We start from the raw sequence: 16,516 nt of genomic DNA on the forward strand, positions 1-16,516 counted from the left end.
GAGCGCGTACGCACTCTCACTCCCTACTCCGCCGACCGCCTCCATCGGGTTCCATAGACGGACATGTCTCCCTTGGGTGTCGTCCGACGGCTGGCGGCGGAGGCTCAACATCTACATGCGGGTGCCGCTGGACCGGGCCATGGACGCCGCCTCGCAGGAGTTCGAGCGGCGGGGGCTGTTCAACGACCCGAAGGTGAAGCAGGCGTGGGAGGCGCGGGTCGGCCGGCTCGCCAGGGAGTTCATCAAGGAGACGGCGGGGGGCGACTACTTCTGCAACCAGAACTACGCGGGCAGTGGGCAGTGCGGTGACAGCTCCCTGACCATCCAGAAGCCCGAGCCGCCGGAGGCCCTGGTCAACGCCCTGCCTCGGAGCAGGCGGCCAAGGCGGAGAACGTCGCGCAGACCCAGCGCAACGCCAAGGTCCGCACCGAGATCGAATCGATCAAGGACCTTGTCAAAGTCCTCGGCCCGCAGGGCGCCGTGCTCTGGCAGGCCATCCAGAAGGGGCAGGTCAGCGTGGTCCCGGTGCCGCAGGGCAGCAACCTCAACATCACCCCTCCCGGCTGCTGACCCCGGTGGCCGGAACCGTCACGGGTGACCGGTTCATGCCGTGCCGTCCGCCTTGGTGGAAGTGGCCGGACCCAGCTCGGCGCCGAAGTCGCGCGCGATCCTGCGCATCCCCTCGGTGAGGTCCCGCCGGTCGAGCGCGGAGATCCGCTCGGCGGGCCCGGAGACCGACAGTGCGGCGACGGTCCGCGCCCCGTCGTGTACGCCCACCGCCAGGCAGTGCACGCCGATCTCCTCCTCGCCCAGGTCCATCGCGTACCCGTGCTCGCGCACCCGCTCGAGCTCGGTGAGCATCCCCTGCAGGTCGGTGATCGTGTTGGCGGTCCGCCGGGGCATGCCGGTGCGCTTGACCAGCGACGCCACCTCGGTGTCCGGACGGTCGGCCATCAGCACCTTTCCCACCGCCGTGCTGTGCGGCAGCACCCGCCTGCCGACCTCGGCGAACATCCGCAGCCGCCGCGGCGAGAGCACCTGGGCGACGTAGACCACGAAGTCCCCCTCCAGCACCGCCAGATTGGCCGTCTCGCCCCACAGCTCGACCATCTTCGTCAGGTGGGGCTGCGCCCATACGCCGACCATGCGCTCGGCCACCCCACCGAGCCGTACCAGCGCGCCGCCCAGGGCGTAGCGGCGGTCGGACTCCTGGCGCACGTAGCCCCGTGCGAGCAGCGTGCGCAGCAGCCGGTGGATCGTCCCGTAGGGCAGGCCGGTCCTGGCCGCGATCTCGGAGAGCCCCGCCTCCCCGCCCTGCTCGGCCAGCGCCTCCAGCACGTCCAGTGCCCGGTCGACCGACTGCACGGCGCTCATCTGACCTCCTCGCCGGGCGACCCCGGATCCTTACGTGCCCCATGGCCGCCGGACGGCTCGTTCACGGCACCTCCGTGAGCCCGCGCAGCGAGGCGTCGAGGACCTGGGCGGTGTGCGCCACGGGGATGGGCGCGTCCCCACGGCGGCGGATCGCCGAGGCGATCTGCATGGTGCAGCCGGGATTGGCCGAGACCAGCAGGTCGGCGCCGGTGGCCAGCACCCGCTCCGCCTTGCGGTCACCGAGATCCCTGGCGGCCTGGGGCTGGAACAGGTTATAGGTTCCCGCGGAGCCGCAGCAGATCGCCGACTCGGCGATCTCTCTCAGTACCAGGCCGGGCACGCCTTCCAGGAGCCTGCGGGGCTCGGACCTTATCCCCTGCGCGTGGGCCAGGTGGCAGGCATCGTGGTAGGCCACGGTGAGCGGCAGCGGGTGCCGTTCGGCCACCGGCCCGAGCGCGACGAGATACTCGGCCAGGTCGACGACTCTGATCGCCCGTGCTCTGTCGGCCCACTCGCCTTCCTCGGCTTCGAGGATCTCCGCGTAGTCCTTCATCGTCGATCCGCAGCCGGCGGCGTTGACCACGATCGTGTCGACGCCCGCCCGCTCGAAGACGGAGATCGTCCGCTTCGCGAATCGCAGGGCCTGCCTCTCCTGGCCCGAGTGCAGTGACAACGCCCCGCAGCAGCCCTGCGACGGCGGGATCACCACGTCGCAGCCCTCCATCGCGAGCACCCGGGCCGTGGCCGCGTTCACCTGCGGGAAGAACTCGCCCTGCACGCAACCGGTGAGCATCCCGACCGTCGCCCTGCGCGGGCCCCGCGCCGGGAGCACGCGCGGCAACTCCTCCCTGGCGGCGGCCGGGGGAGCGAGGTCGGCCATCGCGGCCAGGGACGGGTTGATCCGCTCCAGCCTCGGGGCGATCGCGCGGCGCAGTCCGGCACTGAGCCGCAGCGGCAGCCGCATCGCCCGTAGTCGCCGGGGGTAGGGGAACAACTGGAAGACCAGCGCCCGCAGCGCCCGGTCGTCGGGCCTGCGCACGTGCACCCGCTCCACCTCGGCGCGGGTCTGCTCGATCAGCCGGTCGTACCTCACCCCGGACGGGCAGGCGGACACGCACGCCATGCATCCCAGGCACGCGTCGAAGTGCCCGGCCATCTCCGGTGTCAGCGGTGTGCCCTCGACGTGCTGCTTCATCAGGTGGATCCGGCCGCGCGGGGAGTCCATCTCCTCGCCCCACAGGACGTACGTCGGGCATGAGGGCAGGCAGAAACCGCAGTGCACACAGTCATTGATCAGCTTCGGGTCCATGTCAGATCCCTCCCGCGAACCGGCCGGGGGACATCCTCCGGTCGGGGTCGAACCGTTCCTTGATCCGCCGCATCAGCGGCAGCGCGCCCGACGGACCCCAGCGATCCACCCCGCAGGCGGTCTCAGGAGGCGCGGTGAGCACGGTCAGCCCGCCGCCGAGCTCGCGGAGGTCGTCGCGCAGGCCCGTCACGAACCCGGCGAAGACCGCCTCGTCGACGTCCGCGGGCAGGGCGACCCGCAGGACCGCCGAGGCCACCGAACCGCGCACCCGCGCGGGCAGCCCGCGCGCGGCGACCGCCCGCAGCGCCAGGTGCGCGGCGGCGGGCGGGACCCGCAACTCCAGCAGCACGTCCGCACCGGGCGGTACCGCCCACCAGGCGGGCGCCTCCATGGTGATCAGCGCGCTCCCGTACCCGTCCATGAGCCGGCGCACGGCCTCCGCCCGGGCGCCGGCCGCCACCCCCTCGACGAGCGCGGACACGGTGGGTGCGCCCAGCGGGTGGTCCGGCCAGTCCAGCTCGATCGCGCTCGGCTCGGCCAGGGCGGCCGCGAGCTCGGTGACCAGCGCGGCCGTTCCGTGGCCGGCTCCGGCCCGGGAAGCCGGCTCCACGGTGATCCAGCGGCGGTCGGCCGGGATCGGGTGGAGACGGAAGGTGGCCTCCGTGATGACGCCGAGCGTGCCGTACGAGCCGGTGAAGAGCTTGCCCAGGTCGTAGCCCGCGACGTTCTTGACGACGTTGCCGCCCGAGGAGGCGGTCGTGCCGTCGGCCAGCACGACCGTGATGCCGATCAGCAGGTCGCGGGCGGTGCCGTAGCGGAACCTGCGGGGGCCGGCGACTGCGGTGGCGAGCGTGCCGCCGACCGTGCCGGCGCGCGGGGCGCCGTCCAGGGCCAGTTCCTGCCCGAACCGCGAGAGCGTGGAGTCGAGGACGTCGAGGGGAAGCCCGGCGCTGACCCGTGCCACGAGGTCGCCGGCGGAGTGCTCGACCGTCGATCCGTTGCCGAGAAGCAGGCGGCGGGTGTCGATCAGCAGGTCACACCGCTCGGGGGGATTTCCCCAGCCGAGCTTCGTGCCGCCTCCTGTCGGGACCACGGCCAGGTCGTGCGCGGCCGAGACACGCATCAGCGCGGCGACCTCATCGGTGCTCTCGGGCAGGGCCACCCAGCGGGGGAGGACTCCACCCACCGTCTCGCCGGGGGTCGCCGGGCGGACCGTCACACCCGTCTCGTGCAGTGCCTCCATCAGAAGTGCTCCGCCTGTCCGGACTCGACCAGCGGGTGCACGCCCTTGCGGACCCCGGGGACCTCGCCGCACAGCCGCGGGGTGGGGAAGATCTTGCCCGGGTTCGACAGGCCGCGGGGGTCGAAGGCGCAGCGCACCAGCTGCATGGTGTCGAGGTCGTCGTCGGAGAACATTTTTGGCATATATCGGGATTTGTCCACTCCGACGCCGTGCTCACCGGTGATGGAACCGCCGTGCTCGATGCACAGGTCGAGGATCCTTCCCGAGACGATCTCCGCCCGCTCGCCCGCGCCCGGCTCCGCGTCGTCGAACAGCACCAGTGGGTGCAGGTTGCCGTCACCGGCGTGGAAGACGTTCGCGACCCTGATCCCGTACTCGCGGGAGAGCCCGTCGATCCTCGCCAGCACCTCGGGCAGCGCGGTCCGCGGTACGACGCCGTCCTGGACGATGTAGGCGGGGCTGATCCGGCCCACCGCGGCGAACGCCGACTTGCGGCCCCGCCAGATGGCCGCCCGCTCCACCGGGTCGTCGGCGACCCGTATCTCGAACGCGCCGTTCTCCCGGCAGATCCGCGTCACCTCGCCGAACTGGTGCGCGACCTCCTCGGCCGGACCGTCCAGCTCCACGATGAGCACCGCGCCGGCCCCTTCGGGGTAGGCGCACGCCACGGCCGCCTCGGCCGCCTCGACGGCCAGGGCGTCCATCATCTCGATCGCGGCCGGTACGATGCCGCCGCCGATGATCGCCGAGACCGCCCGCCCGCCCCGCTCGATGTCCTCGAACGCCGCCAGCAGCGTCGTCACGGCCTCCGGAAGCCGGCTCAGCCGTACGACGACCTTGGTCGCGATGCCGAGCGTGCCCTCCGAGCCGACGAACGCGCCCAGCAGGTCGTAGCCGGGATCGACGTCGGCGAGTTCGACGATGTCACCGTCGGGGGTGACGATCTCCAGGCCGACCACGTGGTTGACCGTGAAGCCGTACTTCAGGCAGTGCGCGCCGCCCGAGTTCTCCGCCACGTTGCCACCGATCGTGCAGACCTGCTGGCTGGAGGGGTCGGGCGCGTAGTAGTAGCCCAGGTCGCGGACGGCCTCGGTGATCGCCAGATTGGTGACTCCCGGCTCCACGGTCGCCCGCCGGTTCGGCACGTCGACGGAGAGGATCCGCCGCATCTTCGAGGTCACCACCAGTACCCCGTCGGTCCTCGGCAGAGCCCCGCCGGACAGACCCGTCCCGGCGCCCCTGGCCACGAACGGCAGACCGTAGTCGTTGCAGATCCTCACCACGGCCGCGATCTGCTCGGCGCTCTCCGGAAGCACCACGACGCCGGGAGTGGCCCGGTGGTGGGTCAGTCCGTCACATTCGTAGGTGCGCAGCCGCACGGGGTCGGTGATCACCGACCCGGGGCCGAGGAGCTCCTCGAACCTGCGGGCCGACTCGTCCAGCGTCTTCGTCGACATCGTTCCTCCTGCGATGTGACCGAGGGTCCGGCGACGACGGGGACGCCGTCGCCGTCGCCCACCGGCCTGCATCGGCCGATTAACGACATAACCCTCATCTCGCATTCTCGCTCAGTGCGGGGGCACCGGCGTTCCTGCCGTGCCTGGGGCCCTCGTCCAGCAGGCCGGCGAATTCCCGCTGGGCGGACCGGCAGTCGGGGACCGGCGAGATACGGGCGGGGCCTGGCGGGGAGTGACGGATACGGAGGTGGAGCCGACCTTTGATCATCGTGATCAGGACGCCCCTGGCCCACCCCTCGTCCGCGGTCTTGCGCGCGTAGAACTCCCTCGTCGTCCGGCTGTCCAGCATGTCCAGCAGGACGATGTGGTGGCCCCACGGGATCGGCCGCCCGGTCTGCGGGACGGAGTCCGGCCAGGCCGCCGCGAATGCCCTCATGTAGAGGAGGTTGGTCCGCGAGTAGCCCATGGCCTCGGGGAACGCGCCGCGCAGGTCGATCGAGAGCCGGGGCACCGCCTTCCTGCCCCAGTCATCGTCCGTCTGCCGTTCGAGGATGTGGCGGCCGATCCGCCAGTACTGCCGGATCAGCTCGGCATCGGTGGTGAGCAGGGCCACCCGCCCCCGGCTGCCGGTGATCTCGCGCTTGACGGCGTCGAGCAGCGACCCGTAGTCGCCCCGACCGGCTTCCTCGCCGTTCCTGTCATCACTCATGCACGCAAAGTATCCACTCGGCTCGGCCTCCGCATCCGCCGCCGATGACCGCCTGGAGTGAGGAATCCTCGTCAGGGGATGAGGATTCCTCACCGTCGGGCCGGTCATGTCATGGCATACGCGCATAGGCAGGGAGAGTAAGGAACTCCGCGAAGTCGTCGTCCAGGGCGACCTCCTTGAACAGCGCGGTCGCCTGGTCGTAAAGGGCCTCGTCGTATCCGGGCTCTTCCTTGATCTTGGCGAGCTCCTCGTCGATGATCTGCTCGACCAGTTCCCTGGTCACCACGGCGCCGGTGTCGGCGAGCTTGATGTCGTTGTGGATCCACTGCCAGATCTGGGAGCGGGAGATCTCGGCGGTCGCCGCGTCCTCCATCAGGTTGTGGATCGCGACCGCGCCCAGCCCGCCCATCCAGGCGGCCAGGTAGCGCAGTGCCACGTCCACGTTGTTGCGCAGCCCCGCCTCGGTGATGTCGCCGGGAGTCTGGGCGACCGCGAGCAGGTCGGCGGCGGAGACGGAGACGTCCTCGCGCAGGCGGTCGAGCTGGTTCGGCCGCGACCCGAGGACGGCGTCGAAGACGTCGCGGCAGATCGGCACCAGGTCGGGGTGGGCGACCCACGAACCGTCGAAGCCGTCGCCGGACTCGCGGGTCTTGTCGGCGGTGACCTTCTCCAGAGCGATCTTGTTGACCTCGGGGTCGCGGCGGGAGGGGATGAACGCGGCCATCCCGCCGATGGCGTGGGCCCCGCGCCGGTGGCAGGTGCTGACCAGGAGTTCGGTGTAGGCGCGCATGAACGGGGCGGTCATCGTCACCGCGTTCCGCTCGGGCAGCAGGAACTCGCGGCCGCGGGTGCGGAACTTCTTGATCACACTGAAGAGGTAGTCCCAGCGGCCCGCGTTGAGGCCGGCGGAGTGGTCGCGCAGCTCATAGAGGATCTCCTCCATCTCGAACGCGGCCGGGTAGGTCTCGATGAGCACCGTCGCCCGGATCGTGCCCTGGGCGATGTCGAGCAGCTCCTGGGCCCTGACGAAGACGTCGTTCCAGAGGCGGGCCTCCAGGTGTGACTCCATCTTCGGCAGGTAGAAGTAGGGGCCCTTGCCCTTGGCGATCTGCCGCTGCGCCGAGTGGAAGAAGTAGAGCCCGAAGTCGACGAGGGAGGCGGAGAACGGCACCCCGTCGAGGGTGAGGTGCTTCTCGTTCAGGTGCCATCCGCGGGGGCGGACCACGATGGTGGCCAGCTCGGAGTCGGGCTTGAGGGCGTAGCTCTTCTCCCCGGCGGAGAAGTCGATGGTCCGGTCGAGCGCGTCGCGGAGGTTGAGCTGGCCGTTGATGGTGTTCTCCCAGGTGGGAGCGTTGGCGTCTTCGAAGTCGGCCAGCCAGACCTTGGCGCCGGAGTTCAGTGCGTTGATCGTCATCTTCCGGTCGACCGGGCCGGTGATCTCCACGCGGCGGTCCTCCAGGCCGGGCGCGGGCGGGGCGACGTGCCACTCGGACTCGCGCACGTGCCTGGTCTCGGGCAGGAAGTCGAGGGTGCCGCCCGCCGACAGCTCCGCCTGACGGTCCTGGCGGGCCTGGAGCAGCTCCAGACGCCGGTCGTTGAACTCGCGCTGGAGGGTGGCCACGAAGGCCAGTGCCTCCGGCGTGAGGATCTCGTCAAAACGGTCCTGACCGGGGCCACTGATCTCAACACCGTCCATGAGCCCTCTTTCCGTATCATGGAAAACCACTTCTGAATTGTGGAATAGACGCTACTTGACGGCCGGTTCTCGGTCAAAGGCAGGGTCCTCCTCAGGGGTCGCTCGGGGAATTCCCCGATGATCTGGGGGATGTACTGGGAGACAGTTGGATCAGCGCCTCCCGGTAGAGGGAGAGGACGGACAAGTCGCGAATGGGAAGCGGAGACTTCCCGGGAAGTCGAGGATTGAGCGCATGAAGAGGAACACGCTCGTCGCCGGTGGGCTGTTGGGGGCGGTTTTCATGCTCTCGGGGTGCGAGTTCGCCCTGGACTTCCGTGACCGGCAGCAGGACGTCGTCTCCTACGACGTCACCGGCAGGGTGACGGCCCTGGACGTCGCCACGGGCTCGGGCGACATCGTGGTCACCGAGTCGGACCGGCAGGCCGTCCACGTGACCGAGACCATCCACTGGCGCGGCGGCGACAGGCCCACCACCGAGCATCCGGTGGACGGCGGCACGCTCGCCCTGCGGCACCGCTGCGACGGGATGAGCTGCTCGGTCGACTACAAGGTCGAGATCCCGCCAGGTCTGACGGCCAAACTCGACACCGGTTCCGGGACCATCACGCTGCGTGGGCTGACCGGGGGAGTGAGCGCCGAGAGCGGCTCCGGCGACATCGAGGCGGGAAACCTGGGTTCCAAGCAGTTCACCGCCGACACCGGCTCCGGCGAGGTCGAGGCGAGGTTCGCGGTCATGCCCGACAGGGTGGAGATCAAGACCGGTTCCGGCGACGTGGCCGCGTACCTTCCCAAGGGCGGCTACGACGTGACCACCGAGACCGGCTCCGGCGACGAGACCGTGGAGGTCGTCAGGGACCCCTCGGCGCCGCACAAGATCACGCTGAAGACCGGCTCCGGCGACGCCCGGGTTCTGCTCTCCTGAACCCGACACCGACACCGACACCGGCACCGCGCCGGTCGGCGGACGGAGCGGTGATAACCAGGTGATGACGGAGCGGTTCCCATGGCACCATCGGGGGGAAGAGACCCGGGGTGTTCGGGCGTTCACTCATATGAGAAGAACGACGGACCCACCATCTGAATGGAGCGACGACATAGACACTCGTGAGCCGCTGGACATGGACATCGATCGATTCGACGACCTGCTCGACACCGGTGAGATGGATCTGGCCGAGCGCCAGGCGCTCCGCCGGGTGGCGGGCCTCTCCACGGAGCTGGAAGACGTCACCGAGGTCGAATACCGCCAGCTGCGACTTGAGCGGGTCGTCCTGGTCGGCGTCTGGACCTCCGGTACGGCGATCGACGCCGAGAACTCCCTCCTGGAGCTCAAGCTCCTCGCCGAGACCGCGGGTTCACAGGTGCTGGAGGGGCTGATCCAGCGCCGCCAGAAGCCCGACACGGCGACCTACATCGGTTCGGGCAAGGCGCAGGAGCTCGCCGACATCGTCTCCGCCACCGGTGCCGACACCGTGGTGTGCGACGGTGAGCTGAGCCCCGGCCAGCTCCGTCAGCTCGAGGAGACGGTCAAGGTCAAGGTCATCGACCGGACCATGCTGATCCTCGACATCTTCGCCCAGCACGCCAAGAGCCGCGAGGGCAAGGCCCAGGTCGAGCTCGCGCAGCTCAACTACCTTCTGCCGCGCCTGCGAGGCTGGGGTGGCAACCTGTCCCGCCAGGTCGGCGGGCGCGCCGCGGGCGGCGTCGGCATGGGCGGTCGCGGTCCCGGTGAGACCAAGATCGAGCTGGACCGCCGCCGGATCCGCGAGCGGATGGCCAAGCTACGCCGCCAGATCGGCGAGATGACCACCGCCCGCGAGACCAAGCGGGCGCGACGCCTGCAGCGCGAGGTCCCCGCCGTGGCCATCGCCGGATACACCAACGCGGGCAAGTCCTCGCTACTGAACCGGCTGACCGGTGCCGGAGTGCTGGTCGAGGACGCCCTGTTCGCCACGCTCGACCCGACGGTCCGCAGGGCGCACACGCCCGACGGCCGCCTGTTCACGCTGGCCGACACGGTCGGGTTCGTCCGGCACCTGCCGCACCAGCTCGTCGAGGCGTTCCGCTCCACGCTTGAGGAGGTCGGCGATGCCGACCTGATCCTGCACGTGGTCGACGGCTCGCACCCCGACCCCGAGTCGCAGCTCACCGCGGTGCGTGAGGTGTTCGCCGATATCGAGGGCGCCCGCGACATCCCGGAGATCGTGGTTATCAACAAGGCCGACGCCGCCGACCCGGTGGTGCTGGCCCAGCTGACCGCGCGGGAGAAGCACACGGTCGTGGTCTCGGCCCGCACGGGCGCCGGGATCGACGAGCTGAGGGCCGTGATCGAGCGGGAGCTGCCCCGGTTCGACCAGGAGGTCAGGCTTCTCGTGCCGTACGAGCGCGGCGACCTGATCTCCAGGGCGCACGGGGAGGGTGAGGTCCTCGGTATCGAGCACACCGAGGACGGCACGGTGCTGCACGCCAGGGTTCTGCCCGGCCTCTTCGCCGAGCTGGAGAAGACCGCCAAGCCGGTCGAGACCGTCTGATCGGCTCCTTCCGCCGTACCGCCTCCTTGGGGGCGGTACGGCGGGACGGCGACGCCTTCCCTCACCTCTCGCGGCGGAACATGACCAGTGCCACGTCGTCCTCCCTGGCGCCGAACCTCTCGATCAGCCGGTCGCAGAAGACCTCCAGGTCCTCCTCCGCCTCCTCGGCCAGGTGCCGTACGATCTCCAGACTCTCGTCGAGCAGCTTGTCGCGGTCCTCGATGAGTCCGTCGGTGAACATCAGCACCGCGGCTCCCCGCGGCACGTTCACCCGGTCGACCCGGTAACTCTCCTCGGCCACGCCCAGCAGGAGATTGCCCAGGCGGTGATAGCGGGCCTGGCCGTCGGCGATGAACAGGGGCGGGATGTGCCCGGCGTTGGCGATCTCCATCTCCCCGGTCACCGGGTCGAGCAGGAGCAGGCAGACGGTGGCGGTCATACCGGGGTGGTAGCGCCGCAGCACATCGTTGAGCAGGGCCATCGACGTGCCGAGGTCCGAGGTGCCGATGATGGAGGCACGCAGTGCGTGGCGCAGCTCCGCCATGACGGTGGCGGCCAGCAGCGAGTGTCCCTGGACGTCGCCGATGGCGATGAGCACCCGGTGGCCCAGCCGTAGGACCTCGTAGAAGTCGCCGCCGACCTCGACGTTGTCGACCGCGGGCTGGTACCGCCAGCTGATCGTGAGCCCGGGGGTCTCGGGGATCCGCGCCGGCAGCAGGCTGCGCTGCAGGGTGAGGGCGATCGCGTGCTCCTCGGCGTACGCCCGGAGCGCGTCCACGGCGAGGGCGAGGGCCTGGCCGAGCTGGCGCAGCACGTTGGACTCGTCGACGTCGAGCGGCGGGACCCCGTCCACCCCGAGATAGACGGGGGGCCTGCCCAGCTTGGTGCGGCAGACCACGGCCGAGACGTCGCCGCTGATCTTCGAGTCGGGCACCAGCTCCATCCACTCGGCGGCGGGGATCGTGAAAACCTGGGTGCCCGCGGAGTCGCCCAGGGACATCGCGCTCAACTTGTTCAGCGTGTCCGACGCCGCGACCTTGGCGACGACGACGTTCTCCGGGGGCATGGCGGAGAACCTGCGGGTCCGGCCGTCGGGAGGCAGGGCGAGCGTGCCCGCCTGCCGCTCCAGGATCCTGGAGGTCCCCTCGACGGCCGTGCCGAGGAGCTTGTCGAACGTCTCGGCGGAGTTCATCGAGAGCGTGACCTCGGTGAGGGCGGCCAGCCGCCGGGCCATCAGCTCGGCCCGTTGCCGGGCGCGGTAGTAGCGCAGCGTGGCCTCGACCGTCGCGGCGAACTCGTCAGGCTCGACCGGTTCCGCCAGGTAGGCGTCGGCTCCGCGTTCGAGCCCCTGGGCGCGGTCGGCCGGGGTGATCGCTGCTCCGGAGATCTGGATGACCGGTATCGACGACGTCGCCGGGTCGGCCTTGATCCGCTCACAGACCTCGTAGCCGCTGATGTCGGGCAGTCGTACGTCGAGGACGACCAGGTCCGGCTGGAGCTCCCTGACCTTGGTGAGCGCCTCCAAGCCGCCGGTGGCCTGCACGACCTGGTGTCCCGAGCGGCGCAGCCAGCTCGACAGGATGTACAGCTTGGTCGGGGTGTCGTCCACGACCAGCACCGTCGCTCCGCCGCTACCCATGGGCGTGTCCCAGAGCGCTTCCGATCGCCTCCAGCAGGGTGTCACGGCGGAGCCCCTGCTTGGAGATCACCATGTGTGCTCCCTCCGGGGCCTGCCGTGACGTGGCGACGGTCACGATGATCACCGGTATCCCGCACAGTCGTTCGTCGTCGGACATCCGCAACATCAGCGCGGTGCCGTCGAGACGGGGCATCAGCAGGTCCACCAGCGCGAGGTCGGGCGGGTTCTTCGCCATCGTCTCCAGCGCCCCCAGCCCGTCGGAGGCCTCGTCGATGTGCGCGGCGAAACCGGTGAGCATCCGCCGTACCGTGGCGCGGAACTCCGCGTCGTCGTCCACGACGAGCAACCGGCCGACCATCGGGGCCTCGTCGTGCCGGTAGGGCAGCCTCAGGGTGGCCGTGGTTCCGGATCCCACCGTGCTGGCCAGCTGCAGTCCGCCGCCCAGAGCCTCGGCCAGTCTGCGGGCGTACGGCAGGCCGAGCCCGGTCCCCTTGGTCCGTGCCTGGATCACCCCCGGCACCTGGAAGAACTCCTCGAAGACGCGTTCCAGGTGCTCCTCGGGCACGCCTACCCCCGTGTCGGTCACGGTGAAGACCAGGTCGTGGGTGGCGGCGTCGATGCTCACCTCCAGCCTGACCTCGCCCCGCTCGGTGAACTTCAGCCCGTTGGAGAGCAGGTTCCGCAGGATCCGGGTGAGCATCACCTCGTCCACCATCATCTCCAACGGTGCCTGCGGGATCTCCACCGTGAGCGCCACCTCGTCGTTGCCGCTGGTGGGGTGGAGCGTCATACGCAGCCGTTCCGCCAGTGCCACCAGGTCGACCATGGCGGGCTGGGGATCGAGCCGCCCGGCCTCGGCCTTCGCCATGTCGAGCAGCTCGCTCACCAGTGCCAGAAGCGTCTGCGCCGAGGAGCCGATGAGGTTCACCTGGTGGAGCTGCTCGGCGGCCAGGGGCTCCCCGCCGGGACCCACCAGGAGGCGGACCAGGCCGATGATCGAGTTGAGCGGGGTGCGCAGCTCGTGGCTGACCGTGGCCCAGAACCTGTTCTTCGCGTCGCTCGCCGTCCGGAGCTGCGCGGACTTCTCGTCCAGCTCGGCATAGAGCGCCACGACGCCGCGGTTGGTCTCCTCCAGTTCCTCGGAGAGCTGGTTGTAGAGCGCCAGCACTCCCTGGTTGGTCTCCTGCAACTCGGTGTTGAGCTGCAGGACCTCCTCCAGGGTCTCGGCGAGCTCGCGGTTCTGCAGGCGCAGCTCGTCGAGGGCGGTGGTGGGCGCCACGCCGGCGAGTCTGCCGCGTATCTCCTCTGCCGAGAGCCTCGGCTTGCGGCCCTGCGGGAGCCGTTTGACCATGCTGATTCTTCCCTCTGCGGAATCGACCTCGATGAGGTCGACGAGACGCCCCGCCAGCGTCACACCGTCCGAGGGGCGGAAACCGGTCTCCGCCGAGAAGCCGACGGTGACGAGCAGGGCGTCCCGCTCCAGCCGGAAGGCGACGGAGGCTTCGATCTCGGCCTCGAGGAGTTCCCTGCCGATCTCGCTCAGCGCGGTGGCCACCCGGATCTGGTCCTGGGCCTCCAACCCGACACTCTCCGCGACCTCCCGGCCGAGCCTGCGCATGGCGAAGACGTCCTGGTCGTCCCGGACGCCGACCCTGATCAGCTCGTCCCCGGTCATGCGCCCGGCCTGACGGCGACCACGCAGGCGTCGTCCCTGCGGGTACCGGCCTCGCGCAGCAACGTGCCGGCGACGACGGAGGGGAGGCGTGTGACCAGCCCGGGGTAGGAGGTGATGTCCCAGCGCTCGGACAGGCCGTCGGAGTGGAACAGGACGACACTGTGCCGCGGCACGGTGTACTCGTACTGGCGCAGGGTCCTGGCCTTGTGGCCGGCGATGCCCGGTACCGAGATCATCCCCTGACGGCCGTCGCCGTGGGCGATCCACGCGGAGATGTTGCCGAGGCCGGCGAAGCTCACCGTGCCCGCGGCGCCGTCGACGCGGGCCACGGCGACCGCGCCGCCCCTGGTGTGGCCCAGGCCGGTGTGGATGCGCTCCAGGGCGGTGACCGGTGCGAGGTCCGCGTGCCGCAGGAACAGGCGCACCGCCTCCTGGGAGGCATGGGCGGCGGCGGGGCCGTGGCCGAGCCCGTCGCAGAGCATCACGGTCATCGCGGTGCCGGTCTCGGTGACCACGAAGGCGTCGCCGCAGACGGTTTCCTCGCCGATCGGGCGCGTCAGGCCGCTCACCTGGGACGGGGGCCGCGGGGCGCCCTGCGCGACGAAGTACATGCCGAGCACGGTTCCCCGGCCGGGCATGGAATGAACCTCGTATCCGCTGGCCATCCGGGCGATGCCGCCCAGCCCGATGCCGAGCGTGCCCGCAGTGGAGTAGCCGTCGCGCAGGGCACGGGAGACGTCGTGCATCCCCGGCCCCCGGTCGATCGCGAGAACCTCGACCGCCGAGTCCAGTTCGGGATGCGGCCGGATCAGCATGACCCCCTCGATCGCGTGCTTCACCAGGTTCGACGCGGCCTCGCTCACCGCCACGGCGACCCGCCCGGTGTCCTCCTCGCCGAATCCCCGGATCTCGGCGAGCGCCACGGCGGTACGGCGGAGCGCGCCGATCGCACTGGCGTCCTCGGCGCGCACCCAGACGTCGTGCCGCGAGCGGATCAACGTGCCCATTTCGTCACCGTGATCAGCGTGCCCTCACCGGGAGTCGACTCCAGGGCGAATTCGTCGACCAGACGGCGGGAGCCGCTGAGGCCGAGACCGAGGCCGTTGCCCGTGGTCCACCCGTCGGTCAGCGCCTGCTCGATGTCCGGGATGCCGGGCCCGTTGTCGCTGAAGGTCATCCGTAGGCCGCGCCGTACCCCCTTGTGCACGACCTCGACCCGTACCTGTCCCCCTCCCGCGTAGACCAGGGCGTTGCGGGCCAGCTCGCTGGCCGCGGTCACCACCTTGGTCTGGTCGACCAGGGACAGGCCCACGTTCACGGCGACGGTCCTGACGCGCTGGCGGACCAGCACGACGTCGCCGTTGACGTTGATGGGCAACTCCTCGGCGGTTGTCACCAGGCGGCCGTAGAGGTCTGGGAGTTTTCGATCTGGTTCAGCAGCGCGACACCCTTCTCGAGATTGAGCGCCGTGCGCACGCCGCCGAGGGAGAGGCCGAGCTCGACGAGGGTGATCGCCACCGCCGGTCGCATGCCGACGACGATCGTCTCGGCGTCGAGCATGCGGGAGATCGCCGCGATGGTGGCCAGCATCCGGCCGATGAAGGAGTCGACGATCTCCACGGCGGTGATGTCGATGATCACCCCTCGGGCGCCGGTCGCGACCACCCTCTCCGACAGGTCCTCCTGGAGCGCGAGCACGCTCATGTCCTGCAGGTCGATCTGGATGGAGACGATCAGGATGTCGCCGAGCTTGAGGATGGGTACGCGCTCCATCAGCCCTCAACCGTTCTCACGGCGATGCGGGACTCCCCGCCCTTGACGACCCTGACGCCGCTCGCCCGCAGGGTGTGGGCCAGCGCGTCGGCGAGCGTGGCCTTGGTCACGATGTCGCCGAACTCGATGCCGAGGGTGACGATGGTGTGGGCGATCTGCGGGCGGATGCCGGAGATCACGCACTCGGCACCCATCAGCCGGGCCGCCACCACGGTCTTGAGCAGGTGCTGCGCGACCTCGGTGTCCACGGCAGGCACCCCGGTGATGTCGATGACCGCGTGCTCGGAGCCGGTGTCGACGAGCGTCTGCAGCAGCTTCTCCATGACGACCTGGGTCCTGGCCGAGTCGAGCGTGCCGACCAGCGGCACCGCGACGATGCCGTCCCAGAGCTTGACCACCGGGGTGGACAGCTCCAGCAACTGCTCCGCCTGGTCAATAATGATCTTCTCCCTGGCCGCCGCGTAGCTCTCCACGGTGAAGAGCCCGAGGTCGTCGATTACCCGGGAGAACCAGATGAAACCTCGCAGGGCCTCGGGGGAGGCGTCCTCCTCGACGCTTTCGTAGAGCGCCTCCTTCAGGCCGAACACCACGATCGCGGTCTCGGTCGGGGTGAACCCCTGGCGGGCGCGGTCGCGGGAGAGTTCGGCGAGGAGGCCACGCAGGTCGCTGAGGTCGCCGGAATCGCCGAACGACCGACGCAGTGCCTGGTAGAGCTCACGTAGCTGCTCGGCCAGTCCTCCGCGATCCACCTGGCTTCCGGTGGAGGAGCCGGCGACCTCAAGCCAGCGCTTGAGGATGCGTTCCTCGTGCCCCTGGAGAAGTTCTTCAATGCGACGCCGACCGGCGTCCGCGTGGACGGACAAGGCAACTCCTATGCGTGTGACCTGCAGACAACTCGTACGAAAGGCTACATGGAGCGTCCTGCTTGCGGCCTTTTCTAGGGATTTGGTCGGCAGGTGTCGGGGGTCGATGTCGCGGCCGTCCCAGGTGCCCGCACGGCGACGCAGCCGCCCGCCGATGTGGAGGGGAGTAAGGATCATGGTCCAAGCCTCCCGATTACCAGCCTAGGTTGATCGCGAATCGCGTTTCAATGGCGGGGCTTGCGCCGAAAGG

General features: G+C 69.9%; 15 protein-coding genes. 2 read left to right on the forward strand and 13 right to left on the reverse strand.

Annotation, left to right across the window (positions count from 1 at the left end):
• Positions 1-111: 111 nt before the first annotated feature.
• From ABZU75_RS03535 to aceB, 7 genes are all read right to left on the reverse strand, one after another.
• Complete coding sequence (locus tag ABZU75_RS03535; RefSeq protein ID WP_355549083.1) at positions 112-243, reverse strand: hypothetical protein; 132 nt, start codon at positions 241-243, stop codon at positions 112-114.
• A 360-nt stretch (positions 244-603) separates the two neighbouring features.
• On the reverse strand, positions 604-1,374 hold the full coding sequence (locus ABZU75_RS03540) for an IclR family transcriptional regulator (RefSeq protein ID WP_355549085.1): 771 nt from the start codon (positions 1,372-1,374) through the stop codon (positions 604-606).
• 61 nt (positions 1,375-1,435) lie between these two features.
• Complete coding sequence (locus ABZU75_RS03545) at positions 1,436-2,683, reverse strand: heterodisulfide reductase-related iron-sulfur binding cluster (RefSeq protein ID WP_355549087.1); 1,248 nt, start codon at positions 2,681-2,683, stop codon at positions 1,436-1,438.
• A 1-nt stretch (position 2,684) separates the two neighbouring features.
• Positions 2,685-3,926, reverse strand: a complete 1,242-nt coding sequence (locus tag ABZU75_RS03550) for an FAD-binding oxidoreductase (RefSeq protein WP_355549089.1) — start codon at positions 3,924-3,926, stop codon at positions 2,685-2,687.
• Positions 3,926-5,383 carry an FAD-linked oxidase C-terminal domain-containing protein gene (locus ABZU75_RS03555; RefSeq protein WP_355549091.1) on the reverse strand — a complete coding sequence of 486 codons (1,458 nt, stop codon included), beginning with the start codon at positions 5,381-5,383 and terminating at the stop codon, positions 3,926-3,928. Before ABZU75_RS03555 ends, ABZU75_RS03550 begins: the two co-directional genes overlap by 1 nt.
• Before the next feature lie 94 nt (positions 5,384-5,477).
• Positions 5,478-6,092 carry a DUF1016 N-terminal domain-containing protein gene (locus ABZU75_RS03560; protein WP_350913199.1) on the reverse strand — a complete coding sequence of 205 codons (615 nt, stop codon included), beginning with the start codon at positions 6,090-6,092 and terminating at the stop codon, positions 5,478-5,480.
• A gap of 109 nt (positions 6,093-6,201) precedes the next feature.
• Positions 6,202-7,788: a malate synthase A gene (gene aceB / locus ABZU75_RS03565; RefSeq protein ID WP_355549094.1), complete on the reverse strand. Its 1,587-nt coding sequence runs from the start codon at positions 7,786-7,788 to the stop codon at positions 6,202-6,204.
• A 232-nt stretch (positions 7,789-8,020) separates the two neighbouring features.
• Here aceB and ABZU75_RS03570 point away from each other — a divergent pair, with 232 nt between their 5' ends.
• Positions 8,021-8,710: a DUF4097 family beta strand repeat-containing protein gene (locus ABZU75_RS03570; protein ID WP_355549096.1), complete on the forward strand. Its 690-nt coding sequence runs from the start codon at positions 8,021-8,023 to the stop codon at positions 8,708-8,710.
• 196 nt (positions 8,711-8,906) lie between these two features.
• Entirely contained in the window at positions 8,907-10,316 is a 1,410-nt protein-coding gene (gene hflX, locus ABZU75_RS03575) for a GTPase HflX (protein ID WP_355549098.1), read from the forward strand.
• Positions 10,317-10,377: 61 nt separating this feature from the next.
• Here the strand turns inward: hflX and ABZU75_RS03580 are convergent, their stop codons facing one another.
• From ABZU75_RS03580 to ABZU75_RS03605, 6 genes are read right to left on the reverse strand one after another with little or no spacing between them, the layout of a single operon-like run.
• Entirely contained in the window at positions 10,378-11,955 is a 1,578-nt protein-coding gene (locus ABZU75_RS03580; protein ID WP_355549100.1) for a SpoIIE family protein phosphatase, read from the reverse strand.
• Positions 11,948-13,630: an ATP-binding protein gene (locus ABZU75_RS03585; protein ID WP_355549102.1), complete on the reverse strand. Its 1,683-nt coding sequence runs from the start codon at positions 13,628-13,630 to the stop codon at positions 11,948-11,950. The genes ABZU75_RS03580 and ABZU75_RS03585 overlap by 8 nt, the downstream gene beginning before the upstream one ends.
• Entirely contained in the window at positions 13,627-14,637 is a 1,011-nt protein-coding gene (locus ABZU75_RS03590; RefSeq protein ID WP_355549104.1) for an ATP-binding protein, read from the reverse strand. Before ABZU75_RS03590 ends, ABZU75_RS03585 begins: the two co-directional genes overlap by 4 nt.
• Positions 14,625-15,026, reverse strand: coding sequence for an anti-sigma regulatory factor (locus tag ABZU75_RS03595; protein WP_350957803.1), 402 nt, complete (start codon positions 15,024-15,026; stop codon positions 14,625-14,627). Before ABZU75_RS03595 ends, ABZU75_RS03590 begins: the two co-directional genes overlap by 13 nt.
• A complete protein-coding gene (locus ABZU75_RS03600) occupies positions 15,023-15,403 on the reverse strand; it encodes an STAS domain-containing protein (protein ID WP_355549107.1) in 381 nt (126 codons plus the stop codon). The genes ABZU75_RS03595 and ABZU75_RS03600 overlap by 4 nt, the downstream gene beginning before the upstream one ends.
• Positions 15,403-16,266, reverse strand: coding sequence for an STAS domain-containing protein (locus tag ABZU75_RS03605; RefSeq protein WP_355549109.1), 864 nt, complete (start codon positions 16,264-16,266; stop codon positions 15,403-15,405). Before ABZU75_RS03605 ends, ABZU75_RS03600 begins: the two co-directional genes overlap by 1 nt.
• Positions 16,267-16,516 lie beyond the last annotated feature (250 nt).

It is taken from the genome of Streptosporangium sp. NPDC005286 (assembly GCF_040607515.1).
Lineage (GTDB): Bacteria > Actinomycetota > Actinomycetes > Streptosporangiales > Streptosporangiaceae > Streptosporangium.

What these genes read in the sequence shown, in the direction of transcription:
- ABZU75_RS03545 (WP_355549087.1), bottom strand. Translation starts at nt 2,683, where the DNA reads ATGGACCCGAAGCTGATCAATGACTGTGTGCACTGCGGTTTCTGCCTG.
- ABZU75_RS03600 (WP_355549107.1), bottom strand. Translation starts at nt 15,403, where the DNA reads ATGGAGCGCGTACCCATCCTCAAGCTCGGCGACATCCTGATCGTCTCC.
- ABZU75_RS03570 (WP_355549096.1), top strand. Translation starts at nt 8,021, where the DNA reads ATGAAGAGGAACACGCTCGTCGCCGGTGGGCTGTTGGGGGCGGTTTTC.
- ABZU75_RS03590 (WP_355549104.1), bottom strand. Translation starts at nt 14,637, where the DNA reads ATGGGCACGTTGATCCGCTCGCGGCACGACGTCTGGGTGCGCGCCGAG.
- ABZU75_RS03535 (WP_355549083.1), bottom strand. Translation starts at nt 243, where the DNA reads ATGAACTCCCTGGCGAGCCGGCCGACCCGCGCCTCCCACGCCTGCTTC.
- aceB (WP_355549094.1), bottom strand. Translation starts at nt 7,788, where the DNA reads ATGGACGGTGTTGAGATCAGTGGCCCCGGTCAGGACCGTTTTGACGAG.
- ABZU75_RS03585 (WP_355549102.1), bottom strand. Translation starts at nt 13,630, where the DNA reads ATGACCGGGGACGAGCTGATCAGGGTCGGCGTCCGGGACGACCAGGAC.
- ABZU75_RS03560 (WP_350913199.1), bottom strand. Translation starts at nt 6,092, where the DNA reads ATGAGTGATGACAGGAACGGCGAGGAAGCCGGTCGGGGCGACTACGGG.
- ABZU75_RS03540 (WP_355549085.1), bottom strand. Translation starts at nt 1,374, where the DNA reads ATGAGCGCCGTGCAGTCGGTCGACCGGGCACTGGACGTGCTGGAGGCG.
- ABZU75_RS03555 (WP_355549091.1), bottom strand. Translation starts at nt 5,383, where the DNA reads ATGTCGACGAAGACGCTGGACGAGTCGGCCCGCAGGTTCGAGGAGCTC.
- hflX (WP_355549098.1), top strand. Translation starts at nt 8,907, where the DNA reads ATGGACATCGATCGATTCGACGACCTGCTCGACACCGGTGAGATGGAT.
- ABZU75_RS03550 (WP_355549089.1), bottom strand. Translation starts at nt 3,926, where the DNA reads ATGGAGGCACTGCACGAGACGGGTGTGACGGTCCGCCCGGCGACCCCC.
- ABZU75_RS03580 (WP_355549100.1), bottom strand. Translation starts at nt 11,955, where the DNA reads ATGGGTAGCGGCGGAGCGACGGTGCTGGTCGTGGACGACACCCCGACC.